Raw genomic sequence first — 22977 nt, 5'->3', positions numbered from 1 at the left:
GATGTCCCACGTCGTCTCCTCGGATGCCACCGTCCTGACCTACAGCGCCCAGGGCCCGGCCGCGGGCCCGGTCGTCGTCCTGGTCAACGGCCTGGGCATGACCACGGGCTCCTGGGGCCGCGTCCCCGACCTGCTGGCCGACCGCCACCGGGTGGTGCAGTACGACCTGCGCGGCCACGGGCGCAGCGGGAACGCCCCGGCCGACGACTACAGCCTGGAGGCGCACGCCCAGGACCTGGCCGCCGTGCTCGCCGAGGTGGTGCCCGAGGGCGAGCGGGCGGTCGTCGTCGGCAGCAGCCTCGGTGGCGGCATCACCGTCGTCCATGCCCGCGACCTCGGACTGGACCGCATCGGTGGGGTCGTGTTCGTCGGCTCGGGCGGCACTGGGATCACCTTCCCCGGGCTCGCCCGCGACCTGCCGCCGGTGGTCCACCGCCTGCTCCGCCGGGGCTGGCTCTCCGCGCTGCGCCTGGTGGCCGTGGTCGCCAACCGGGTCCGGCCGATCGAGCCGCTGGCCGACTGGCTGGTGCGGAAGTACGCCTTCGAGCCGGGTGCGCCGAAGGCCGCCGTCGCCCAGGTGCGCGAGGACTTCATGGGCAGCCGGCGGGTGCCGCTGGCCCGGACGACGCTGGCCAGCGTCAGCACCAACGGCACCCGGTACGCCTCGGCGCTGACCGTCCCCACCCTGGTGTTGCACGGTGAGCACGACCCCGCCGTGTCACAGGAGGAGATCGACGAGCTGATGCCCGAGCTGCCCGACGGGGAGTTCGTCCACGTGCCCGGCGCCGGGCACATGATCGCCCTGACCCGCACCGAGGAGACCGCCGAGCAGATCGCCCGGTGGGTCCGCCGGGTCCGGGGCAGCTGACACCCGAGGGCCGGTGATGCAGCGGCCGGGTCACCGCCCGGGCGTCTGCGGCTCCGCGACAGCCGGCACCGGGTCCACGTCGGCCGTGTCGGCCGGCGGGCGGTCCTCCCCCAGCCGGACCAGCACGATCCCCACCAGGACGACGACCCCGCCGACCAGCTGTACGACGCTCGGCTGCTGCCCCAGCGCCAGCCAGGCCGCCACCACCGCGAACAGCACCTCGCTCAGACCGACGAACGAGCTGAGCCGCGAGCCGAGCCGCCGGACGGCGGCGATCCCGGTGGCGTAGGCGAGCGCCGCCGACACCAATGCCACGCCGAGCACCGGCACCAGCCAGCTGGTCGACCGGCCGGCCAGCTCGACGTCCACGGCGGTGGTGCGCCACGGGAGGACGCCGACGAGAGCCGCCGCCCCGAGCGTCAGGGCACCCACCCCGAGCCCGGCCCAGGCGCTGACCAGCGGCGGCAGCGCGTCGTCGGAGTGCGCGGAGAGGACGAAGTAGGAGGCAAGCCCCACCGCTGCGATCAGCCCCCACATCACGCCCAGCGGGTCGATCTGCGCGCCGCTGAGCACGTCGAGGACCAGCACCAGACCGCCGACGGCCACCACGACCCCGGCGCCGGTGACCCGGCTCGGCCGTTGCCCGAGCCGCGCCCAGGTCCACAGCACGACGAGCAGCACCCCGGAGTACTCCAGCAGCAGCGCCACGCCCACCGACAGCCGGGAGACGGCGTAGAAGTAGGCCAGTTGGGGCAGCGCGACGGCCAGCGCGCCGAAGGCCAGGACGGCGCCGGCGTTGGCCCGCAGCAGCGACCACCTGCCCCGCAGCTGGACCAGGGCCGGGACGGCCAGCGCCACCGACGCCACCCCGACCCGCACGGTCACGGCAGAGCCGGCGGTCCAGCCGGCGTCCAGCAGGGCGGTGGCGAACACCCCCGAGGTGCCGAACGCGGCCGCGGAGACCACGGCCAGCAGCAGTCCGATCAGCCCGGTCCGGCGGTCCAGCACGGCAGACACCTCCTCGTCAGGAGCCAACCGACGTACGCTCCTGTACAGCGGACGCTAGCAGAGGAGTACAGGAGTCACATGCTCTTTGCCCATGACACCGAGATGGGGCTCGCCAGCGCCGCCGCGCTGGTGAACACCACCGGGGACGGCGAGGAGCGACTGCCCGACCCGCCGGCGCTGGCCGCGTTCCTGGACGAGTGGCAGTTCACCGGCAGCCGGGCCGGCGACGCCGCCGAGCTGGCCGCAGTGCACGAGCTGCGGTCGGTGTTGGCCCGGGTCTGGGACGCCGACGAGGACGGCGTGGTGGCGATCGTCAACCGGTTGCTGCGCGAGGGGAACGCCCTGCCGCAGCTGGTCCGGCACGACGACTGGGGCTACCACGTGCACGCCACCGAGCCGGACGCCTCGGTCGCCCACCGGTGGGGCGTGGAGGCCGCCATGGCAGTGGCCGACGTGGTGCGCGCCGGTGCACTCGACCGGTTGCGCCGGTGCGCCGCCTCCGGCTGCGACGACGTCCTGGTCGACCTCACCAAGAACGCCAGCCGGCGGTTCTGTGACAGCACGTGCGCCAACCGTGAGCACGTGGCCGCCTACCGGGCCCGCCGCGCGGCCGACCCGCCCATGTGATCCACACCACGCGGGGCTAGCGTCCGGTCACCGTCAACGACGACGTCCCGGAGGTCCCGATGCGCCACCCCACCCGACTGCTGCTCGCGCCGATGGCGCTGGCCCTGGTCAGCACCGTGTTCACCGGCCCGGCCACGGCCCAGCCGACGCACCAGCCCGCCCCCCAGTACCCGCAGTCGCCCGAGGTCGAGTACGTCGTCGACGAGGCGGCGCTGCCGTTCGAGGCGCTGCCGGGCACCACCACCACCCGCACCTGGGGCGTGCTGAAGGACGCCGGCTACCGGATCGAGGTGCCGGCGGACTGGAACGGCGACCTGGTCATGTGGGCGCACGGGTACCGCGGCACCGGCCCGACCCTGACGGTCGACTCCCCACCCGACGGCCTCCGGCAGCACCTGGTCGACGAGGGCTACGCCTGGGCCGCCTCCAGCTACACCGAGAACGGTTACGACGTCGTCTCCGGGGTGAAGAGCACCCACCGGCTGCTGAAGTACTTCGAGAAGACCGTGGGCAAGGCCGACCTCACCTACCTGTCCGGGGTCTCGATGGGCGGGCACGTCACCGGGGTGAGCATCGAGCAGTACCCGAACGCCTACGACGGCGCGCTGCCGGCCTGCGGCGTGATGGGCGACCGACGGCTGTTCGACACGTTCCTGGACTACAACGCCGCCGCCCAGGCGCTCACCGACACCCCGCCGGTCTACCCGGCGCCGGCGGACTACCTGACCACCACCGTGCCGCAGATGAAGGCCGAGCTCGGGACCCCCTACCCCTCCGTCCTCACCGAGGCCGGCGAGGACCTGCGGGCGCTCACCGAGCAGCGGACCGGCGGCGACCGGCCGCTGTTCGAGCTGGGTTTCAGCGCCTTCGCCGACTTCCTGTTCACCGTCTACCCGGTCTACCCGGGCCTCGGCGAGGAGCGCGGCGCGGTCGGCGGCAACGCGGACACCGTCTACCAGCTGGACGGCGACCCGGAGCTGACGGCCGAGGAGCAGGCGCTGAACGAGGAGGTCCTGCGGGTGCGGGCCGACCGCGGCAGCCGCGGCCTCTCCGGCGTGCCCACCATCGACGGACGCTTCGACGTGCCCGTCCTGTCGCTGCACGGCCTGGGCGACCTGTTCGTGCCGTTCAGCATGGAGCAGGAGTACGCCCGGGACGCCGCCGCCCGCGGCAACAGCGACCTCCTCGTGCAGCGGGCCATCCGTGCCGTCGCGCACTGCGACTTCAGCGCGCAGGAGTACCAGCAGGCGTTCACCGACCTCGTCGCCTGGGTCGAGGACGGCGTGCGGCCGGCCGGCGACGACGTGCTCGACGCCGCGGTCGTCGCCGACCCGCAGTACGGCTGCCGCTTCACGGTGCCGCTGCGGGCCTACGACGTCGGCGCCTGCTGATCGGTCGGTACGGGGGCGCCGCGTGGCGCCCCCGTACCGGTCACATCCGCTCGGCTCACATCCGTTCAGCGAGGTCCTCCAGCAGCACCTGGCGCTCCCCGGGGTCCCGGCGCGGGCACGAGGTGCAGAGCACCTCGTGCGGCACCCGGTAGAGCAGGCAGCAGGAGGCGCGCCGGGTGAACCGGGCCGTACCGCCGCCGGGCCGGCCGACGTCGACGTAGCGCGGCGCGGGCAACGGCTCCCCGATCGCGGCGGCCAGCGGCCCGGCCAGCGCGGTCACCGCGCCCTCGTCCCCGACCGCACGTCCGAGGGCGAGCAGCCGGTTGGCGAGGGAGTCGGTGGCGATCGCCCACAGCGGCCGTTCCCGGGTCCCGCCGGCCTCGGCCACCGCGGCGACGACCGAGCCGATCGTCGTCCGCAGGTCGCCCACCACGTCGCGACCACCGCTCCGGCGAGTGGTCGCCGCCACCGGCACGCCACCGGCCAGGGCGTGCACGGTGGTGTCCGCCAGCCGTGCCGACAGGGACACCCCGGTCACCAGCCCGGCCAGCACCGGGGTGAGGAGCACGCTGGACACCGAGTACCACCACACGGTGGCCAGCACCCGCCGGTCATCGGTCCGCTGCCGGACGGCACGGGCGGCCAGCACCTCCGCCGTCCACGCCGGGTCGGCCAGCAGCGGCCCCGGGACGGCGACCGCCGACGGCGGGGCGAGCAGCCCGAGGGCGGCGGCCCCGGGCAGCCGGGACACCACCAGCGCCTGGGCACCGTCGTCGCTCACCCGCCCAGTCTGCCCACCTCGTGCCGACCGCGTGCGGCACGGACCTGACGACAGGGTGACCGGGGCCATAGGTTGTGCACTGAGGCAGCGCCGCGGAGTCCAGGCGGCGCCCGACCACGGAGGTGCGCATGAGCGAGACCACTGATCAGGCCCTGTCCGACCACCTGCCCGAGGGCGGCTTCCCGCCCCCGCCGGAGCTGGCCGCGTCCGCCAACGCGGGACCCGACGTCCTCGAGCGTGCAGCCGCCGACCGGATCGGCTTCTGGGAGGACGCCGCCCGTCGACTGGACTGGGCAGAGCCCTGGGAGCAGGCGCTGGACTGGAGCAACCCGCCGTTCGCCAAGTGGTTCGTCGGCGGGAAGCTCAACGTCGCGGTGAACTGCGTCGACCGGCACGTCGAGGCCGGCCACGGCGACCAGGTCGCCTACCACTGGGTCGGGGAGCCCGGCGACACCCGCACGCTGACCTACGCCGAGCTCAAGGACGAGGTCTGCCGCGCGGCGAACGCGCTCACCGAGCTCGGCGTGACCGCCGGCGACCGGGTCACGATCTACCTGCCGATGATCCCCGAGGCGGTGATCTCCATGCTGGCCTGCGCCCGCATCGGCGCCGTCCACATGGTCGTCTTCGGCGGCTTCTCCCCCGACGCCCTCGCCAGCCGGATCACCGACGCCGGCGCGAAGGTGGTCATCACCGCCGACGGCGGCTACCGGCGGGGTGCACCGAGCCCGCTGAAGCCGAACGTCGACGAGGCGCTGACCAAGACCGAGGGCGTGCACAGCGTGCTGGTGGTCAAGCGCACCGAGACCGACGTCGAGTGGACGGAGGGCCGCGACGTCTGGTGGCACGAGCTGGTCGCCGGACAGTCGGCCGAGCACGAGGCGCAGGCCTTCGACGCCGAGCACCCGCTCTACATCATGTACACCTCGGGCACGACGGCGAAGCCCAAGGGGATCCTGCACACCTCCGGCGGCTACCTCACCCAGGTCTCCTACACCCACTGGGCGACCTTCGACCTCAAGCCCGACACCGACGTCTTCTGGACCGCGGCCGACGTCGGCTGGGTCACCGGGCACAGCTACATCGTCTACGGGCCGCTGGCCAACCGGGCCACCTCGGTGATGTACGAGGGCACCCCGGAGACCCCGCACCGGGGCCGCTGGTGGGAGATCGTGCAGCAGTACGGGGTCACGATCCTGTACACCGCCCCGACCACGATCCGCACGTTCATGAAGTGGGGCGACGACGTCCCGGCCGGCTTCGACCTCTCCTCGCTGCGGCTGCTCGGCTCGGTCGGCGAGCCGATCAACCCCGAGGCCTGGCTCTGGTACCACAAGAACATCGGCGGCGGCCGCTGCCCGATCGTGGACACCTGGTGGCAGACCGAGACCGGCGCCCACATGATCACGCCGCTGCCGGGCACGACCACCCTGAAGCCCGGCTCCGCGCAGCGCCCGTTCCCGGGCATCGCGGCCAGCGTGGTCGACGAGGAGGGCAAGCCGATCGAGCCCGGCGCCACCGGCTACCTGGTGCTCACCGAGCCCTGGCCGGCGATGCTGCGCACGATCTGGGGGGACGACGAGCGGTACAAGGACACGTACTGGAGCCGCTACGGCGAGGGCGTCTACTTCGCCGGCGACGGCGCCAAGCTCGACGAGGACGGCGACATCTGGCTGCTCGGCCGGGTCGACGACGTCATGAACGTCTCCGGGCACCGGATCTCCACCACCGAGGTCGAGTCCGCGCTGGTCAGCCACCCGACGGTGGCCGAGGCCGCGGTCGTCGGCGCGACCGACCCCACCACCGGCCAGGGCATCGTCGCCTTCGTGATCCTGCGCGGGGACGCCGTCGACTCCGGCGAGGACCTGGTGAAGGTGCTGCGCCAGCACGTCCGCAAGGAGATCGGGCCGATCGCCAGCCCGCGCCAGATCATGGTCGTCGCCGAGCTCCCCAAGACCCGCTCGGGGAAGATCATGCGCCGGCTGCTGCGGGACATCGCGGAGAACCGGGAACTGGGCGACGTCAGCACCCTGACCGACTCCTCGGTGATGGAGCTGATCAGCTCCAAGCTCCCTGCCGCCCCCAGCGAGGACTGAGGAGACACCCCGAGCTCCGACGGCCACCGGGTTCGACGGCCACCGGGTTCGACGCAGCGACCCGGGCGCCCCCAGGCCCCGCTGCCATGCGTCAGGCGGACGGGGGCTGCGAGGGGCATCGGCGGAGCTTGTGCTCTGCTCACCACCAGTGAGCAGAGCACAAGCTCCGCCAGCACCTGACCCGGTCGGGCTCCGCGCCGGCCAGCAGGCTCTTGCCCGTCCACAGGCGCGCCTGTCTGCGCCGCGTCGCCATGGCCGAGACGGCACCATCGGACGGGTGACGGACGACGTACCCGGCGAGCCCGTGCCGGGTACGGGCTCGCCGGGTACGGGCGTGCTGGCCGATGGCGCGCCCCTCCCCGTCGGATCGCTGCTGCGCCGCATCCGCCGCACCGCCGACCTCTCTCAACGGGAGCTCGCGGGGGCGCTCGGCGTCGCCGCCTCCACGGTCGCCCAGGTCGAGACCGGCGCCCGGGACCTCCCGGCAGGCGTGCTGGCCCGGGCGGCAACGCTGGCCGGGCTCCGGCTGGGGCTCCTCGATGCGTCCGGCCGGGAGGTGCCCGGCATGACGCCCGACGCCGTCCGGGACGGTCGCGGTCGTCTCTTCCCGGCGCATCTGGACGTCCGCCACGGGGACGAGGGCTGGTGGCACGGCGAGGAGCGCTACAGCCGGACCCCACCCTGGTACACCTTCGACCGGGGGCGACGGCTGCGAGACCGGTTCCGGGCAGCCACCGGCACACCTGCCGACCACCAGCTGCCCCGGCCTGGAGACAGCCTGGACGACCGGGCCCGCGCCCGGCGCCGCGCCGCCGTCGCCCGGCAGCGGGAGCGGGAGCGGGAGCGACGAGTCCTCCGCGGCACCGAGCAGCGCTCCCTCGGCCTCCCGGTGCTGACCTGCAGCTGCCCGGCAGCGTGTGACGAGCTCCTCTTCGGTGACGCGGCGCTCTCCGCGGAAGGACGGGCGGTCCCGCACGTGGTCGACTGCCGGTGCCGCTGCGACATCGCCTGAGCGGCGCCGTGGCCCGCCCGGGTGACCCCGGACAGCGATGAACCCCGGCATGCGGCACGATCACCCGGACAGCACGTGCCGCGTCGTCCGATCGGCACCGACCAGGGAGGAGCCATCCGTGGCCCACAGTGTCTCGACGACTCCGCCGGCGGGTCGACCCGCCGGAGCGACTCCGCTCGCGGGGCGTCCCACCGGGCCTGCCGAGCCCTCGGTCGGCACGCTCGCCAAGAGCGCGATGGCCGACGTGTCCACCCTCGTGCGCAGCGAGATCGAGCTGGCCAAGGCCGAGATCGGCACGTCGGTCAAGCGCGGGGGGGCCGGCGCCGCCGCCTTCGCCGCCGCGGGCGCGATGCTGGCCTTCGCCGGCTTCTTCTTCTTCTTCTTCCTCGCCGAACTGCTCGCCGTCTGGCTCCCCCGGTGGGCGGCGTTCCTCATCGTCTTCGCGCTGCTGGTCCTGGTGGCTGCGATCGTCGGCTTCATCGGCTGGCGACTGGTCAAGAAGATCAAGAAGCCCGAGCGCACCATCGAGACGCTGCAGGACCTCCCCGACGTCATGCGTCGCGAGGCCCCCGGCAAGCGGACCCACGACCTGCCGACCGTGCGGGACGGCCAGGTCGTCCGCCAGGACGCGCACGCCCCCCTGCGCTGAAGCCGGGAGACGGGGCCCGCCGGTTCACCCGACGCGGGACGCCCCGAGCCGAGGAGCCCCGACCGGGCGTCGCCGTGACGGTGCCCGAGGAGCGGCCCGACGCCACCAGCGTCCTGCTCCCGGGGCCGTGGGCACACCGGGACGTCTCGGCCAACGGCGTCCGGCTGCACGCGGCCGAGGCCGGCAGCGGCCCGCTGGTGCTGCTGCTGCACGGGTTCCCGCAGTTCTGGTGGTCCTGGCGTGCCCAGCTGACCGGCCTGGCCGCCGCCGGGTTCCGGGTGGTCGCTCCCGACCTGCGGGGCTACGGCGCCAGTGACAAGCCGCCCCGCGGGTACGACCTGCCGACCGCCGCCGCCGACGCCGCCGCGGTGGTCCGCGCGCTCGGCGAGGAGGAGGCGGTCGTCGTCGGCTCCGACTGGGGTGGCCTGGTCGCCTGGACGATGGCCGCGCTGCACCCCCGGAGCGTGCGCGGTCTCGTGGTCGTCTCGGCTGCACACCCCCGGCGGCTGCGCAGCTCGGTCGGTGATCCCCGGCAGCGGCGGGCCCTGGCCTACGCGCTGCCCTTCCAGCTCCCCCGGCTGCCCGAACGGCGCCTGACCCGGCCCGACGACGACCCGGTGGCCGAGCTGATGCGCCGCTGGGCCGGCCCCTCCTGGGTGCACACCGCCGACTTCGCCGAGGCCGTGACCCGGTACCGATCGGCCAGCCGCATCCCACAGGCGGCCTACGGGGCGATGGAGTACTACCGCTGGGCCGGTCGCTCGCAGCTGCGCCCGGACGGATGGCGGTTCGCCCGGCGGATGGCCGCGCCCGTCACCGCACCCACCCTGCAGCTGCACGGGGCACTGGACCCCGCGGTGCTGCCCGCGACCGCCCGCGGGTCCGGGCGCTACGTGGCCGGCGCCTACGAGTGGCGGGAGCTGCCCGGCGTGGGGCACTTCCCGCACGAGGAGGCCCCCGACGAGGTCACCGCCGCCATCGCCGCCTGGGCAAGGTAGCCCGATGGAACGGCCCCACTGCAGGGTCCCGCGCCGTGGCCCCGTCCAGAGGCTCGTCCCGAGCTCGCGAGGGATGAGGGGGACGGGGTCCTTTCACTCGCAGGCGCCGGTGCCGACCTCGGTGACCGCCGCGCCGCCGATGGTCACGGCATCGGACACCTCGGCGGCGGTGAGCGCATAGCCGGTGTCGGGATCGTCGATCGCCGAGGCGAAGACGACGCCGAGCACCGACCCGTCGGGAGCCAGCAGCGGGCCGCCGGAGTTGCCCGCCCGCACCTGCCCGTAGAGGGCGTAGACGTCGCGCTGCACGGTGCGGGTGGCCCGGAAGTCCGGGCCGCTGATGTCCCCGCGGTCGCGCACCCGGGCCGGTCCGACGTAGAACGGCCCGCCGCCGGGGTAGCCCATGACGATCGCGTCGGCGCCGGTCTCGACGGGGAGGTCGGAGAAGCCCAGCGGTTCCTGCGGGAGCCCCGGGACGGCCAGCACGGCGACGTCGATGGCCTCGTCGACGTACACCGTCACGGCGTCGTAGGCCTCGCCCTCGGCGATGACCGTCGGGTCGGTGACCCCGGCCAGCACATGGGCGTTGGTCATCACCCGGTCGTCGGCGAAGACGAAGCCGGAGCCGTCGATCTGCCGGGAGCAGGACGCCGCGACCCCGCGGATCTGCACCACCGATCCCCGGACCTGCTCCACCACCGGGCTGGCCAGCAGGGCCTGGTCCGGTGCCGGCACGTCACGTGACTGGGTGGGGGTCAGCGGGTCCAGGACGTCGGGCAGTCCCTGCCGGTCGATCGCCTCGCGCAGCGAGTCGTAGAGCGTGCGCACCTGGTTGGGGACGGTGCGGTCGACGGCCTGGACGAGCGAGGACTGGCGCACCTGACCGGCCACGCCGGGGAACGGCGAGCTGGCCAGCGGGATCGCCACCATCCACGCCACGAGCAGGACGGCGAGGGCCGAGACCACCGCCCCGGCCACCGAGTCGACGACCTTGGCCGGCTCCCAGGTGATCCACCTGCGCACGGCCCGGCCGATCAGGCCCGCCAGCAGCTGGCCGATCAGCGCGCCGGCCAGCACCACGACCAGGGCGATGAACACCCGGGTCACCGAGGAGTTGGCCAGGTCGTCGGCGATCGGGCCGGAGAGCTGCGCGCCGACGACGGCCCCGCCGAAGAACCCCACGAAGGAGGTGGCGGAGATGATCAGGCCCTGCCGGAACCCCGACAGCGCGAAGACGAGCGCGAGCACGATGAGGGTCAGGTCGACCAGGGACACCGTTCAGCACCCCCCGTCGATCGCGAGCCCGGCTGCTCCCCGAACCGTCATCCCGGAGAGCTCACCGTCATCGTGCCGACCTGCCCCAGTGCCACGTGGAAGCTGCACTCGAAGGGGTACTCGCCGGGCTCGGTGACGGTGAACTCGATCGTCTCGCTCCGGCCCGGGCCGAGCACCGGGATCTGCTCGGCGATCTCGGCCGGGCCCGCCCCCGCGGTGAACAGGAGGTTGTGCGTCATCTGCTGCCCCGAGTTGAGCAGGGTGAGCCGCACCTCCCCGGGGGCCACGGTGAAGGCGTCCGGGGTGAAGACGTAGTCGTCGCCGGTCTCCACGGTGATCTCCTGGACGCCGTCGGCGGCGGTGCGCACCGCACCGGCCTCGGCGCCGGCGGTGCGCTCCACCTCCGGGAGGGCCGGCTCGGAGCTGCAGCCCGCGAGCAGGGCGGTGGCGACGGTCAGGGCCAGCAGCGGGCCGGGCAGCGTGCGGGCAGCCCGGCGGCGTCGTCCGCCGTCGGTACCGGGGAGGGCCGTGCGCATGGCCCTGGAGCGGGTGGTCATCGCCCCGGAACGGTACGCGCGGAGCCGGGCCGCCCGGCGTCCTCGGCGACCGTCGGCGCGGCGCGGTCGGCGACGTCGGAGTCGACCGGCTCGTCCCGCACGTCGCCCGGGCGCACGGGAGGGACGGCGAGGGGACGTACGTCACCGTCGTCCCACGGCAGCTCCAGCCCGGCAGCCTCCAGGAGCGCGTCGAGCAGGGCCGCGGTGAAGCCCCAGACCACCATGTCGACCACCCCGAACGCCGGGCCGACGTACCCGGCTGGGTGGCGCACCCGGAAGCGGTTGGCAGGGTCGACCAGGTCGCTCAGCGGCACCCGAGCCACCCGCGCCACCTCCCGGGGGTCACCGGTGGTCACGTCGCGGGGGTCGTCCCACCAGCCGAGCACCGGGACGACGAGGTTGTCCGACGGGCCCAGGAACAGGGCGGGCAGAGTGGCCAGCACCCGGACCCCGGCCGGGTCGACGCCGGCCTCCTCGTGCGCCTCGCGCAGCGCCGTCCCCACCGGGTAGTCGTCGCCCGGGTCGGCGCCGCCGCCCGGGAAGGCCGGCTGCCCGGCGTGACTGCGCAGGTGCGCCGACTTCTCGATCAGCAGCACGTCGGGCCCGGCCGGGCCCTCCCCGAAGAGGATGAGCACCGCCGAGCGGCGGGCGCTGCCGGAGGCCGTCCCGTGCCGGTGCCACAGCGGCAGCTGGCCGGCGTTGGCCAAGAGCCGCTGCAGGTGTTCGGGGAGCTCCTCGAGCTCTGCGGCGGAGGCCGTCACAGCTGCACCCCGAGGTGCTCGGCCACGAGCCCCTCGAACTCCTCCAGGGAGTGCACCGGACCGACCTGGACGTAGGCGACCGACCCGTCGGCGGCCAGGAAGAGCGTGTACGGGAGGTTGTTGACGCCCATGCCGGCCATCACCTCACCGTCGGCGTCGAACGCGCTGGGGAAGGTCACCCCGGCGTCGTCGGCGAAGGAGGCCGCCGCGGGCACCCGGTCCACCGAGACCACGCCCAGCACCCGTACCTGGTCACCGGCGGCGTCGGCGAGCTGCTGCACCAGCGGCAGCTCCTCCCGGCAGGGGCCGCACCAGCTGGCCCACAGGTTCAGCACCGTGGGCACCCCCGGGGCCCGGCTGAGGTCCAGGGTGCCGCCACCGAAGCAGTCGAAGACGGTCGCCGGCAGGTCGCTGTCGGCGGCCGGGACGTCGGCCTGCTCCGGACAGGGGTCGAGGTCGGTCTCCACCGAGCCGACGTCGCTGCCCGCCGGTGAGGCGAGGGTCGGCTCGGGTGCGGCGTCCTCGGACGAGCACCCGGTCAGCACGCCCACCAGCAGGCCGAGGGCGCCGAGGGCGCGCAGCGCGCGGCTCACTCGGTGTCCGAGGCGGCCGGGGACTTGACCAGCCTGGCCGCGGCCTCGGGGTCGAGCGGGCCGATCCCGGAGGACGGGCACCAGGCCGCCAGACCACACGCACCGCAGGCGGGCTTCTTGGCGTGGCAGACGCGCCGGCCGTGGAAGATCACCCGGTGGGAGAACATCGTCCACTCCTTCTTCGGGATCACCTCCGCGATCTGGGCCTCGACCTTGACCGGGTCCTCCTCCGCGGTCCAGCCGAACCGGCGGACCAGCCGGCCGAAGTGGGTGTCGACGGTCAGGCCCGGCACCCCGAAGGCGTTGCCGAGGACGACGTTGGCGGTCTTGCGGCCGACCCCGGGAAGGGTCACCAGGTCGGCCAGCCGGCCGGGCACCTCGCCGTCGAACCGCTCGACCAGTGCCTGCCCCAGGCCGATCACCGAGTTGGCCTTGGCCCGGAAGAAGCCGGTGGGCTTCAGGATCTCCTCCAGCTCGGCCCGGTCCGCCCCGGCGTAGGACGCGGCGTCGGGGTGACGGACGAACAGCACCGGGGTGACCTTGTTGACCGTCTTGTCGGTGGTCTGCGCCGACAGGACGGTGGCGACCAGCAGCTCCAGCGGCGTGGTGAAGTCCAGCTCGCAGTGCGCGTCGGGGTGGATGACCGCGAGCTCGCGGGCCATCCGCCGGGCCCGGCGCGTGCGGGCCAGCGCGCTCTCCTCCGGGTCGAACGGGGACACGCCCGACCGGGCGGCGCGGCCGGGGCGGGGGGCGCGCGCCGGGCGCGTGTAGGCCGGCGGGGCGTCGGGTGAGGTGGCGGGCCGGGACACGCGAGTGAGGGTAGGCGTCTCCGCTGACAGCCACGGCCCGTCATACTCGGTGGTGGTGCAGACCCGGTCGGTGGCCGGGGACGCCCCACGACCGCTGGAACGACCTGGTCCCCGCCCGACGCCCCCGTCCCGGGGGTCGTCCTCCCGAGGAGGTGCTCGTGGTCGCCCTCATCGTCATCCTGTTCCCTCCCCTGCTGATCGCGTTCCTGCTGGTCATGGAGCGGGTCGAGGAGCCGTTGCGGCGCCCGACGTCGCAGCGGGAGGTCGAGGACTTCCTCGGCTCGGCCACCCCCGGCGAGGTGGACACGCTGGCCCGCTCGGGCATCCGCCGGGCGATGAGCCGCTGGCGGGCCCGCCGCCGCGGCCGCGCCCGCAGCGCGCCCCGCCCGGTGCTGACCGAGCGGGCCCACCCGGTGGCCGACGACCTCGACCCGGTCGACGAGGACTGAGTTCCGAGCCTCCGACCTGCACGTCAGGGAGCCACGACCACCCCGCTGCCACTCAGAGTGGGCAGGCTCGTGACGGAGTGCACTGGTGAGGCGGGCCACAGGCCCTAGACTCTCCGAGTAACGCGGGTCGCCATCGCACCCGTGAGGACGTTGCGAGAGGTGCACGTGGACGAGGTCCTTGCCCAGTCCGGTCTCTTCCAGGGGCTGTCGGAAGATGCCGCCGAGCCGGTGGCGAGCGCACTGGAGACGGTGGTGCTGCCCCGCGGCCGGGTCGTCTTCAACGAGGGCGAGTCGGGCGACAGCCTCTACGTCGTCCTGTCCGGCAAGGTGAAGATCTCCCGCCGGGCACCGGACGGCCGGGAGAACGTGCTGGCCGTGATGGGCCCCTCCGATCAGTTCGGTGAGCTATCCGTGTTCGACCCGGGGCCGCGCACCGCGACGGCCACCGCCGTCACCGACGTGCGCCTGGCCAAGATGCCGAACACCATGCTGCGGCCGTGGATCACCGCGCACCCGGAGATCGGCGAGCAGCTGCTGCGGGTGCTGGCCCGGCGGCTGCGGCGGACCAACGACTCGGTCGCCGACCTCATCTTCACCGACGTCCCCGGCCGGGTGGCCAAGGCGCTGCTGCAGATGGCCGACCGCTTCGGCAGCCGCGAGACCGACGGTCTCCGCGTCAAGCACGACCTGACCCAGGAGGAGCTGGCCCAGCTGGTGGGCGCCTCCCGCGAGACGGTGAACAAGGCGCTGGCCGACTTCGTGCACCGCGGCTGGATCCAGCTGCAGGGCAAGTCGGTCGTCGTCCTCGACGAAGAGCGCCTCCGCCGCCGCGCCCGCTGACACCACAGCACTGACGAGGGCCCCGTCCGGTTCACCGGACGGGGCCCTCGTCAGTGCTGGGCAAGTGACCACCGCTACGGACCCGAGCGAAGCGAGGGTGGCCCGGGGACGGGGCCCGGAGGGTCCCTCACCGGGCCACGGCCAACAGCTCAACGCAACCGGCACCGGCACCTGGCCGCGCTGCGGCCCGTCAGGGTCGCAACGTGCACAGCCCTCACCGGGACACGGCCAACGGCTCAGCGAAACCGGCACCGAGTACTGGCCGCGTTGTGATCCGACAGGATCACGATGTGCCCAGAGCCAAGACCATCCGGATCCGCGTGCCGTCGGGCAGCACCGCATAGTTCCCGTCCGGCCCCTGCTCGAACGTGGGGCTGATCGGCTCGAGGGGCGCCGGTGGCGATCCGGCCAGCGTCGCCGCGGAGTCGGCGAACGCCGCCAGCTGGCCCAGCGTGTGGATCGTGGGGGGGAGCATCGGCCGGGTCCCGGCCGCGTGCTCGGCGAGCGCGGCGGCCGGCGTCGTCCAGACCGCCTCGTCCGCCTCGCCGGAGACGTCGCGCGCCTCCTGGCCGACGGGCAGCAGCGCGGCGAAGAACTTGGTGTCGTACCGCCGTCGTTCCGGGGGCGGGGTGATCCAGTGCGCGAAGGGCCGCAGCAGGTCTGCCCGGAGCGCGAGCCCGCGACCGGCCAGCAGCTCGGCGAGGGAGAGCTCGTGGGCCATCAGGGCCTGCCGCTGCGCCTCCCAGTCGTCGCCGGAGACGTCGGGCACGACGGCCCCGGAGCCGTCCGCCGGGCCGGCCAGCAGGACGCCGGCCTCCTCGAACGTCTCCCGGACGGCGGCGCACACCAGCTCCCGGGCCAGCCGCTCGTCGCAGCCGAAGGCGCTCGCCCAGTGCGCCGGTGGCGGCCCCACCCAGGCCAGCTCGGTGTCGCCGTCCCGGTCGTCGACCCCGCCACCGGGGTAGGCGGTCATCCCACCCGCGAACGGCATCCCCCGGGTCCGCCGGAGCAGGTACACCTCCGGCCCCGCGGCACCGTCCCGCAGCAGCAACACCGTTGCCGCCTGCCGGATCGGCACCTGCCCGTTCACCTCAGCTCGACGGTGAGCTCGACCTCGACGGGGGCGTTCATCGGGAGCTCGGCGACGCCGACGGCGCTGCGGGCGTGCTGCCCGGCCTCACCGAAGACGCGGCCGAGGAACTCGCTGGCGCCGTTGACGACCCGCGGCTGGGCGGAGAAGCCCTCGGCGCTGGCGACGTAACCGACGACCCGCACGATCCGGGCCACGGAGTCCAGGCCGACCAGGTCGTCGATCGCGGCCAGCGCGTTGAGCGCGCACACCTTGGCGTCGCCCGCGGCGTCCTCGATGTCGACGGCACCGCCGACCTTGCCGGTGCGGCGCAGCCCGCCGTCGACGAACGGCAGCTGACCGGAGGTGAAGACCAGCTGGCCGGTGCGGATGGCCGGCACGTAGGCGGCGACCGGGGCGGCCACCGGGGGCAGCCGGACGCCGAGCTCGGCGAGCCGGGCGTGCCAGGAGACGGGCGTGGTCATCGTGGCCTCAGCTGGTCGGGCGCTTGAGGTAGGCCACCAGCTGGTCGCCGCCGCCCGGACCGGGGACGACGGTCACCAGCTCCCAGCCGTCGACGCCCCAGGAGTCCAGGATCGCCTTGGTGTTGTGGGTGAGCAGCGGGATGGTCGCGTACTCCCAGGTCCGACGGGCTGAATCACTCATGCCGCGACGCTAGCGCAGCCGGGACGCGCCGGGATCGACCACCGCTCGTAGGCTGGTGCGGGTGAGCCCAGAGCCCGTGCACCGGGAACAGTCGCGTCCAGGAGCGGTGCCGGTGCGGTGCCATGTCGTCACCGGGAAGGGCGGCACCGGGAAGACGACGGTCGCCGCAGCCCTCGCCCTCTCCCTCGCCGCCGACGGCGGCCACGTGCTGCTGGTGGAGACCGAGGGCCGGCAGGGCATCGCCCAGCTGTTCGACACCCCGCCGCTGCCCTACGAGGAGCGGCGGGTCGCGGTGGCCCGCGGCGGCGGTGAGGTGAAGGCGCTGGCGATCGACGTCGAGGCGGCCTTCCTGGAGTACCTGGACATGTTCTACAACCTGAAGCGGGCCGGTCGGGCGCTGCGCAAGATGGGCGCGATCGACTTCGCCACCGCCATCGCGCCCGGGCTCCGCGACGTGCTGCTCACCGGGAAGATCAAGGAGGCGGTGACCCGGCGGGAGAACGGCCGCCCGGTCTACGACGCGGTCGTCGTCGACGCGCCACCGACCGGCCGGATCACCCGGTTCCTGAACGTGACCAACGAGGTGTCCGGGCTGGCCCGCTCGGGCCCGATCCGCGCGCAGAGCGACGGGGTGATGGCGGTGTTCCGCTCGCCGCAGACGGCGGTGCACGTGGTGACCCTGTTGGAGGACATGCCGGTGCAGGAGACCGCCGACGCGATCACCGAGCTGACCGCGGCCGGGCTGCCGGTCGGGTCGGTGATCGTGAACATGGCGACCGAGCCGCTCCTGCCCGCGTCCAGCCTGGCCCGCATCGCCGAGGGCCGGCTGACCGGGGAGGACCTGCAGCCTGCGCTCACCGCCGCCCAGCTGGCCGGGGTCGACGGGCTGGCGGACGGGCTGGTGGCCGAGGCGGTCGAGCACGCCCGCCGCTGGATCTCCCAGGACGCACTGCGCGGGGACGTCGAGGCGCTGGGCCGCCCGGTGGTCGAGCTGCCGCTGTCGTCGTCCCCGATCGACCTGGGCTGCCTGTTCGAGCTGGCCGACCGGCTCGACGGGCACCTGCGCAGCGAGGTCGCGGCGTGACCGCCGCCCAGCCGCCCCGGCGGCCCGCCCCGGCCCCGTCCCTGGACCTGGCCGCGCTGGTCAGCGACCGGGACACCCGGATCATCGTCTGCTGCGGCTCCGGGGGTGTGGGCAAGACGACCACCTCGGCGGCGCTCGCGCTGGCCGCGGCCGAGGCCGGGCGGGAGGTCGTGGTGCTGACCATCGACCCGGCCCGCCGGCTGGCCCAGTCGCTGGGCCTGGTCGAGCTGGACAACGAGCCGCGGCTGGTCGAGACGCCCGGTGCCCCGGGCGAGCTGCACGCGATGATGCTGGACATGAAGCGGACGTTCGACGACGTCGTGTCCGCACACTCGACGCCCGAGCGGGCGCAGGTGATCTTCGAGAACCCCTTCTACCAGGCGCTCTCCTCCTCCTTCGCCGGCACGCAGGAGTACATGGCGATGGAGAAGCTCGGGCAGCTGCGGGCCAGCGACCGCTGGGACCTGGTCATCGTCGACACCCCGCCGTCCCGGTCGGCGCTGGACTTCCTGGACGCCCCGAACCGGATGAGCCGCTTCCTCGACGGCACGATGATCCGGCTGCTCACCGCGCCGGCGCGGGCCGGCGGCCGGGCCGGGGTGCGGTTCGTGGGGGCCGGCTTCCTGCTGTTCAGCCGGATCATCAGCAAGATCCTGGGCGGCCAGCTGCTCAACGACATCTCCGCGTTCGTCTCGGCGCTGGACACCATGTTCGGCGGCTTCCGGGAACGGGCCGACGCGACCTACGAGCTGCTCCGCAAGCCGGGGACGTCGTTCGTCGTCGTCGCCGCACCGGAGCCGGATGCGCTCCGCGAGGCCTCCTACTTCGTCGACCGGCTCTCCACCGAGGGGATGCCGCTGGCCGGGCTGGTGCTCAACCGCACCCACCCGCCGGCCACCACGGCCCTGTCGGCCACCCGCGCCGAGGGCGCCGCCGAGGCGGTGGCCGAGGCCGGGGGGCCGGGCTCGAAGCTCGCCGCCGGGGCGCTGCGGGTGCACGCCGAACGGATGACGGTCGCCACCCGGGAGCAGCGGCTGGCCGACCGGTTCACCAGTGCCCACCCGGAGGTGCCCGTGCGGACGGTGCCGGCCGCGGCCGGGGACGTCCACGACCTGGACGGGCTGCGGGTGATGGGCGAGGCGCTGCTCGCCGCAGAGGGCGACACCGGGACGGGCACGCCGCGCAGCCGGGTGCTGCCGGTCCGCCCCCAGACCGGCTGACCGCTGCCCCTCCCGCGGGGCGGGAGGGGCAGGAGGAACAGGCGCGTCCCCCGTTCGTGTCCACGTCATCCCGGAGCCTGGTCCCGGTCGTGACGCTCCGTTAGCGTCCGCCCGACCGTTCCGTCGGAGGGATGACACACCACGCATGAGCACCACACCCGAGCTCGACCGCACCACCACCACCACGACGACGTCGCCGCGACCGGCCGGCCTCTTCGGCACCACCGTCCCCGCCGCCGCCGACCTCCCCGTCGACATCCCGGTCGACACCGCCGGGCTCTCCCCCGACGACAAGGCCCGCACCAAGGTCATCACCTCGGCGATCCGCCGCCGCTCGCAGGAGCTGCGGCGCGACCACCCCGTGCTCCGGCACCAGGACGCCCTCGGGCTCACCGCGTTCGCGGTCGCGGTGCTCGGCTTCACCGGCAGCGGTGCCCTCTACCTGACCGGGGTGCTGCCCTGGTACGTGACCCTGCTGCTGTCGGCGGCCTTCGCCGCGGTCGGCCACGAGGTGGAGCACGACCTGATCCACGCGCTGTACTTCCGCCGCCGCAAGGCCGTCCGGTACGCGCTGCTCTTCGGCGTCTGGGCGATCCGCCCCTACACGATCAACCCCGTGTACCGGATCCGGCTGCACCTGCGGCACCACGCGTACTCGGGTCTGCCCGACGACATCGAGGAGGTGTCGATCACCAACGGCAAGCCGTGGGGCGCCGTCCGGCTGTACAGCCTCCTCGACCCCTACGTCCCCGCCCTGATCCGGATCGTCACCACCCGACCGAAGGACGCCGAGGACGCGCTCTGGCGCCGCACCATCCTCAAGGCCAGCATCGGGCTGACCCCGGTGGCGATCACCATCTGGTACGCCTTCCTCGGCCTGCACCTGGCGAGCTGGCTGGGTGCCGAGGTGCCCGCGACCTGGCTGCAGACGCTGACCGTGCTGACCGTCGTGTGGGTCGGCCCGAACGTGTGGCGCGGCTTCTGCCTGCACTTCATCAGCAGCAACATGCACTACCAGGGGGACGTCGAGCAGGGCAACGTCCTGCAGCAGACCCAGGTCTTCAACCGCTGGTACCTGGTGCCCTTCCAGGTCTTCTGCCTCAACTTCGGCAGCACGCACCCGATCCACCACTTCTACGTGGCCGACCCGTTCTACGTGCGGCAGCTGATGGAGCGCGACATCCACCCGGTGCTGGCCGCCAACGGGGTCCGGTTCAACGACATGGGCACGTTCACGCGGGCCAACCGCTACCAGATGTCCTGACCGCCGTGCGGAGCGGCCAGCCGACACCATCGGCGGCCGCTCCGCGCGTTGCGTCCGAGGCACCCCACGCGGGCCCGCTGGGCAGGTACCTTGGCCTGCGATGTCCGAGTCTGCGAGCCCCCGCCTCGGCGCCCTGGTCAAGCTGGCCGTCACGATCGTCGTGGCCGGCGCCCTGGTCGCTGCCATGTTGCTGCCCTGGGTCGGGGGGACCGGGCTCGTCGCCCGGAACTCCGCCAGCCTGCTCGACGCCCTCCCGGTCGAGCTCACCGACGAGACGCCGAACGGCAACGCCCTCATGGTGGCCGCCGACGGCCAGCCGATCACCCAGTTCTACGACAACAACCGCACGCCGGCGACGCCCGACCAGATCTCCGACGTGATGAAGCAGGCGATCGTCGACATCGAGGACTCGCGCTTCTACCAGCACAACGGGCTGGACGTCGAGGGCACGACGCGTGCGCTGGCGAAGAACCTCGCCGCCGGGGACGTGCTCGAGGGCGGGTCGACGCTGACCCAGCAGCTGGTCAAGCAGACGCTGCTGCAGACCGCGGACAACGCGGAGGAGCGGGCTGCTGCCGCCGAGGAGTCGGTCGGCCGCAAGCTCAAGGAGGCCCGCCTCGCGCTCGCGCTCGAGGAGGAGTACCCGAAGGACGAGATCCTCACCCGGTACCTGAACATCGCCTACTTCGGGCAGGGCGCCTACGGCATCCAGGCGGCCGCCCAGACCTACTTCAGCATGAACGCGGCCGATCTCGCGCTGCCGCAGGCCGCGGTGCTGGCCGGCCTGGTGCAGAGCCCGGGCCGGACCGACCCGATCGGCTACCCCGAGGCCGCGCAGGCCCGCCGGGACCAGGTGCTGAACCGGATGCACCAGCTCGGGCACATCACCGACCAGGAGCTCGCCGACGTCTCCGCCGCGCCGATCCCGCTGGCCCCCGGCGGCAGCTCGCCGAACGGGTGCATCGACGCCACGATCGGTGGCTTCTTCTGCGACTACGCCGTGAGCTACCTCACGGGCACGCTCGGCCTGAGCATGGACGAGATCAAGAGGAACGGCTGGACGGTCCAGACCACCCTCCGCCCCGACATGCAGGCGGCCGCCGACCAGGCCGTGCTCAAGACCCAGGGCATGGGCGACCCGATCGTCGGGGTCTACGACGCGATCGAGCCCGGCACCGGGCACGTGCTGGCGATGAGCGTGAACCGGCGGTTCGGCTGCGGTGACCCGGCAGCCGGCTGCGAGTCGGTCAACTTCGCCGTGGTCCCCACCAAGGGCTCCGGGTCGACGTTCAAGACGTTCGTCGCCGCCGCCGCCCTGGAGCAGGGGCTGCCGGCCAGCCACACGATCACCACCAGCGAGCCGTACACCAGCCGGGTCTACGAGAACTTCGACACGGAGACCGAGGAGTACGAGCCGTACTCGGTCGGCAACGTGGGCAACAACTACCCGAACACGCTGACCATGACCCAGGCGCTCTACATGTCCTCCAACACCTACTTCCTGGCCCTGGAGGACGCCCTCGGTCGCATCGAGCCGGCCGTCACCATGGCGCAGCGGCTGGGCATGACCTTCGACTACTCGATCACCCAGACCCCGGCCGAGCGCATCATCGCCGAGAACCGCCCCTCGTTCGCCTACGGCACCGACGGGGTCAGCCCACTCGACCTCGCCAACGCCTACGCGACGATCGCGGCCAGCGGGGTCAAGTGCGCCCCGAAGCCGGTGCTCCAGATCCTCGACCGCAACGGCGAGCCGGTCACCGACGACGACGGCCAGCCCCTGGTCCCCGGCGACCAGTGCGAGCAGGTGGTGGAGCCCGGCCTCGCGAACACCTTGAGCCAGATGCTGCGCAAGGACGTCGAGCCGGGCAGCCGGATGCAGACCGGGGCGCGCGCCTACATCCCCGGCCACCAGATCGGCGGCAAGACCGGCACGGTGAACAACAACGACTCGGTCACCTTCGTCGGGTTCACGCCGGAGTACGCCGCCAGCGTCATGGTGTTCCGCCCGACCGGCATCGAGAGCGTCGGTGGCTACGGCGGCGGCCGGCCGGCCACCATCTGGCACGACGCGATGTTGCCGATCCTGTCCGGGCAGCCCACCGCGGAGTTCCCGGCGGCCGACCCGACGTACGCCGGGCGCGGGGTGGACGCGCCGCCCACGAGCACCCGACCCGCGTCCTCGTCCTCGTCCTCGTCCTCGTCCGACGACAGCGGCTCGCAGCGCTGGGACCGCACGTCGAGCCGGGACAGCAGCCCGGCGCCCGCCCCGGCCCCGGCGCCCGCCCCCCAGCCGGCACCGGAGACCGCCGCGACGCCGTCCACCGAAGCGACTCCCCCGGCCGACCCCGCGGCTCCGCAGCCCGACCTGGACGGGGACGGACAGCCGGGCTGACCCAACGGCAGAGGGGCCGGGCCTGCGGGCCCGGCCCCTCTGCCGTTCCCAGGGCGCTGACCGCGCCCCTGCTCAGCCGAGCTGGCGGCGCACCTCTGCGGCCACCCGGCCGCCGTCCGCGCGACCGGCCACCCGGCCCTGCACGGCGCCCATGACCTTGCCCATGTCCTTCATCCCGGCGGCACCGGTCGTGGTGACCACATCGGCGACGAGCGCGCTCAGGTCGGCGTCGTCGAGCTGGGCGGGCAGGTAGGTGGCCAGCACCCCCTCCTCCGCCTTCTCCCGCTCGGCCTGCTCGGCGCGGCCGGCACCGGCGAAGGCGTCGGCTGCCTCACGGCGCTTCTTCGCCTCCCGGCGCAGCACCGCCTGCACCTCGTCGTCGCTCAGCTCACGGGCCTCCTTGCCGGAGACCTCCTTGGCGCTCACGGCAGAGAGCACCATGCGCAGCGTCGCGGTGCGCAGCTCGTCGCGGCTCTTCATGGCGGTGGTCAGGTCGGCGCGCAGTCGGTCCTTCAGCTCAGGCACGGTGCAGAGCCTGCCACCTCCACCCGGACCCGGACGACGC

At 73.8% G+C, this 22977-nt stretch carries 24 protein-coding genes; 13 read left to right on the top strand and 11 right to left on the bottom strand.

Annotated elements, in window-relative coordinates; translation table 11 throughout:
- Window position 1 precedes the first annotated feature (1 nt).
- A complete protein-coding gene (locus tag O2V61_RS01825; protein WP_269181630.1) occupies window positions 2-868 on the top strand; it encodes an alpha/beta fold hydrolase in 867 nt (288 codons plus the stop codon).
- A 30-nt stretch (window positions 869-898) separates the two neighbouring features.
- On the opposite strand, the gene O2V61_RS01820 is transcribed toward O2V61_RS01825, so the two are convergent.
- On the bottom strand, window positions 899-1876 hold the full coding sequence (locus O2V61_RS01820; RefSeq protein ID WP_269181629.1) for an EamA family transporter: 978 nt from the start codon (window positions 1874-1876) through the stop codon (window positions 899-901).
- Between the two features lie 78 nt (window positions 1877-1954).
- Here O2V61_RS01820 and O2V61_RS01815 point away from each other — a divergent pair, with 78 nt between their 5' ends.
- A complete protein-coding gene (locus O2V61_RS01815; protein WP_269181628.1) occupies window positions 1955-2503 on the top strand; it encodes a CGNR zinc finger domain-containing protein in 549 nt (182 codons plus the stop codon).
- A gap of 59 nt (window positions 2504-2562) precedes the next feature.
- Window positions 2563-3894 (top strand): esterase, encoded by a 1332-nt coding sequence (locus O2V61_RS01810; RefSeq protein ID WP_269181627.1) that lies wholly within the window; start codon window positions 2563-2565, stop codon window positions 3892-3894.
- 55 nt (window positions 3895-3949) lie between these two features.
- Here the strand turns inward: O2V61_RS01810 and O2V61_RS01805 are convergent, their stop codons facing one another.
- The gene (locus O2V61_RS01805) at window positions 3950-4675 is read right to left on the bottom strand and encodes a (2Fe-2S)-binding protein (protein WP_269181626.1); all 726 of its coding nucleotides are present in this window, start codon (window positions 4673-4675) and stop codon (window positions 3950-3952) included.
- Window positions 4676-4803: 128 nt separating this feature from the next.
- Between O2V61_RS01805 and acs the strand changes: the two genes are divergently transcribed.
- The 4 genes from acs (at window position 4804) to O2V61_RS01785 (ending at window position 9430) form a co-directional block, all read left to right on the top strand.
- Window positions 4804-6771 (top strand): acetate--CoA ligase, encoded by a 1968-nt coding sequence (gene acs / locus O2V61_RS01800; RefSeq protein WP_269181625.1) that lies wholly within the window; start codon window positions 4804-4806, stop codon window positions 6769-6771.
- Between the two features lie 277 nt (window positions 6772-7048).
- On the top strand, window positions 7049-7783 hold the full coding sequence (locus O2V61_RS01795; RefSeq protein WP_269181624.1) for a helix-turn-helix domain-containing protein: 735 nt from the start codon (window positions 7049-7051) through the stop codon (window positions 7781-7783).
- Window positions 7784-7820: 37 nt separating this feature from the next.
- Entirely contained in the window at window positions 7821-8432 is a 612-nt protein-coding gene (locus O2V61_RS01790; protein WP_331254200.1) for a phage holin family protein, read from the top strand.
- Between the two features lie 74 nt (window positions 8433-8506).
- On the top strand, window positions 8507-9430 hold the full coding sequence (locus O2V61_RS01785) for an alpha/beta fold hydrolase (RefSeq protein ID WP_269181622.1): 924 nt from the start codon (window positions 8507-8509) through the stop codon (window positions 9428-9430).
- 93 nt (window positions 9431-9523) lie between these two features.
- Here the strand turns inward: O2V61_RS01785 and O2V61_RS01780 are convergent, their stop codons facing one another.
- Genes O2V61_RS01780 through nth form a run of 5 tightly spaced genes read right to left on the bottom strand, consistent with a single transcriptional unit; the run spans window position 9524 to window position 13425 of the window.
- Entirely contained in the window at window positions 9524-10705 is a 1182-nt protein-coding gene (locus O2V61_RS01780) for a MarP family serine protease (protein ID WP_269181621.1), read from the bottom strand.
- Between the two features lie 47 nt (window positions 10706-10752).
- The gene (locus tag O2V61_RS01775) at window positions 10753-11262 is read right to left on the bottom strand and encodes a plastocyanin/azurin family copper-binding protein (protein ID WP_269181620.1); all 510 of its coding nucleotides are present in this window, start codon (window positions 11260-11262) and stop codon (window positions 10753-10755) included.
- Window positions 11259-12023, bottom strand: coding sequence for an NUDIX hydrolase (locus O2V61_RS01770; RefSeq protein ID WP_269181619.1), 765 nt, complete (start codon window positions 12021-12023; stop codon window positions 11259-11261). Before O2V61_RS01770 ends, O2V61_RS01775 begins: the two co-directional genes overlap by 4 nt.
- Window positions 12020-12616: a TlpA family protein disulfide reductase gene (locus O2V61_RS01765; protein WP_269181618.1), complete on the bottom strand. Its 597-nt coding sequence runs from the start codon at window positions 12614-12616 to the stop codon at window positions 12020-12022. The genes O2V61_RS01770 and O2V61_RS01765 overlap by 4 nt, the downstream gene beginning before the upstream one ends.
- A complete protein-coding gene (gene nth, locus O2V61_RS01760) occupies window positions 12613-13425 on the bottom strand; it encodes an endonuclease III (RefSeq protein ID WP_269181617.1) in 813 nt (270 codons plus the stop codon). The genes O2V61_RS01765 and nth overlap by 4 nt, the downstream gene beginning before the upstream one ends.
- A gap of 158 nt (window positions 13426-13583) precedes the next feature.
- Here nth and O2V61_RS01755 point away from each other — a divergent pair, with 158 nt between their 5' ends.
- Together O2V61_RS01755 and O2V61_RS01750 are read left to right on the top strand one after the other, a co-directional pair.
- On the top strand, window positions 13584-13874 hold the full coding sequence (locus tag O2V61_RS01755) for a hypothetical protein (RefSeq protein WP_269181616.1): 291 nt from the start codon (window positions 13584-13586) through the stop codon (window positions 13872-13874).
- Window positions 13875-14039: 165 nt separating this feature from the next.
- Window positions 14040-14714 (top strand): Crp/Fnr family transcriptional regulator, encoded by a 675-nt coding sequence (locus O2V61_RS01750; RefSeq protein ID WP_036335203.1) that lies wholly within the window; start codon window positions 14040-14042, stop codon window positions 14712-14714.
- A 283-nt stretch (window positions 14715-14997) separates the two neighbouring features.
- On the opposite strand, the gene O2V61_RS01745 is transcribed toward O2V61_RS01750, so the two are convergent.
- The 3 genes from O2V61_RS01745 to O2V61_RS01735 are packed head-to-tail and all read right to left on the bottom strand — an operon-like array spanning window position 14998 to window position 16449.
- A complete protein-coding gene (locus O2V61_RS01745) occupies window positions 14998-15804 on the bottom strand; it encodes an NUDIX hydrolase (protein WP_269181615.1) in 807 nt (268 codons plus the stop codon).
- Window positions 15801-16268 carry a RidA family protein gene (locus tag O2V61_RS01740; RefSeq protein ID WP_269181614.1) on the bottom strand — a complete coding sequence of 156 codons (468 nt, stop codon included), beginning with the start codon at window positions 16266-16268 and terminating at the stop codon, window positions 15801-15803. The genes O2V61_RS01745 and O2V61_RS01740 overlap by 4 nt, the downstream gene beginning before the upstream one ends.
- A 7-nt stretch (window positions 16269-16275) precedes the next feature.
- Window positions 16276-16449 carry a hypothetical protein gene (locus tag O2V61_RS01735; RefSeq protein WP_269159666.1) on the bottom strand — a complete coding sequence of 58 codons (174 nt, stop codon included), beginning with the start codon at window positions 16447-16449 and terminating at the stop codon, window positions 16276-16278.
- 61 nt (window positions 16450-16510) lie between these two features.
- On the opposite strand from O2V61_RS01735, the gene O2V61_RS01730 reads away from it, so the two are divergent.
- The 4 genes from O2V61_RS01730 (at window position 16511) to O2V61_RS01715 (ending at window position 22412) form a co-directional block, all read left to right on the top strand.
- Window positions 16511-17533, top strand: a complete 1023-nt coding sequence (locus O2V61_RS01730; RefSeq protein WP_269181613.1) for an ArsA-related P-loop ATPase — start codon at window positions 16511-16513, stop codon at window positions 17531-17533.
- Window positions 17530-18753: an ArsA family ATPase gene (locus tag O2V61_RS01725; RefSeq protein WP_269181612.1), complete on the top strand. Its 1224-nt coding sequence runs from the start codon at window positions 17530-17532 to the stop codon at window positions 18751-18753. The genes O2V61_RS01730 and O2V61_RS01725 overlap by 4 nt, the downstream gene beginning before the upstream one ends.
- 145 nt (window positions 18754-18898) lie before the next feature.
- Window positions 18899-20017, top strand: a complete 1119-nt coding sequence (locus tag O2V61_RS01720; RefSeq protein ID WP_269181611.1) for a fatty acid desaturase — start codon at window positions 18899-18901, stop codon at window positions 20015-20017.
- Window positions 20018-20117: 100 nt separating this feature from the next.
- Window positions 20118-22412 carry a transglycosylase domain-containing protein gene (locus tag O2V61_RS01715; protein ID WP_269181610.1) on the top strand — a complete coding sequence of 765 codons (2295 nt, stop codon included), beginning with the start codon at window positions 20118-20120 and terminating at the stop codon, window positions 22410-22412.
- 72 nt (window positions 22413-22484) lie between these two features.
- On the opposite strand, the gene O2V61_RS01710 is transcribed toward O2V61_RS01715, so the two are convergent.
- On the bottom strand, window positions 22485-22937 hold the full coding sequence (locus O2V61_RS01710) for a GatB/YqeY domain-containing protein (protein WP_269181609.1): 453 nt from the start codon (window positions 22935-22937) through the stop codon (window positions 22485-22487).
- Between the last annotated feature and the right edge of the window lie 40 nt (window positions 22938-22977).

Origin of the sequence: Modestobacter sp. VKM Ac-2985, from assembly GCF_026967925.1 — a bacterium.
Lineage (GTDB): Bacteria > Actinomycetota > Actinomycetes > Mycobacteriales > Geodermatophilaceae > Modestobacter.
The sequence above is the reverse complement of the archived record's forward strand: the minus strand, read 5'-3'. Positions and strand labels throughout refer to the sequence as shown.

Coding starts and splice junctions, on each gene's coding strand:
- O2V61_RS01825 (WP_269181630.1), top strand. CDS start 2: ATGTCCCACGTCGTCTCCTCGGATGCCACCGTCCTGACCTACAGCGCC.
- O2V61_RS01815 (WP_269181628.1), top strand. CDS start 1,955: ATGCTCTTTGCCCATGACACCGAGATGGGGCTCGCCAGCGCCGCCGCG.
- O2V61_RS01810 (WP_269181627.1), top strand. CDS start 2,563: ATGCGCCACCCCACCCGACTGCTGCTCGCGCCGATGGCGCTGGCCCTG.
- acs (WP_269181625.1), top strand. CDS start 4,804: ATGAGCGAGACCACTGATCAGGCCCTGTCCGACCACCTGCCCGAGGGC.
- O2V61_RS01790 (WP_331254200.1), top strand. CDS start 7,821: ATGAACCCCGGCATGCGGCACGATCACCCGGACAGCACGTGCCGCGTC.
- O2V61_RS01775 (WP_269181620.1), bottom strand. CDS start 11,262: ATGACCACCCGCTCCAGGGCCATGCGCACGGCCCTCCCCGGTACCGAC.
- O2V61_RS01740 (WP_269181614.1), bottom strand. CDS start 16,268: ATGACCACGCCCGTCTCCTGGCACGCCCGGCTCGCCGAGCTCGGCGTC.
- O2V61_RS01735 (WP_269159666.1), bottom strand. CDS start 16,449: ATGAGTGATTCAGCCCGTCGGACCTGGGAGTACGCGACCATCCCGCTG.
- O2V61_RS01720 (WP_269181611.1), top strand. CDS start 18,899: ATGAGCACCACACCCGAGCTCGACCGCACCACCACCACCACGACGACG.
- O2V61_RS01715 (WP_269181610.1), top strand. CDS start 20,118: ATGTCCGAGTCTGCGAGCCCCCGCCTCGGCGCCCTGGTCAAGCTGGCC.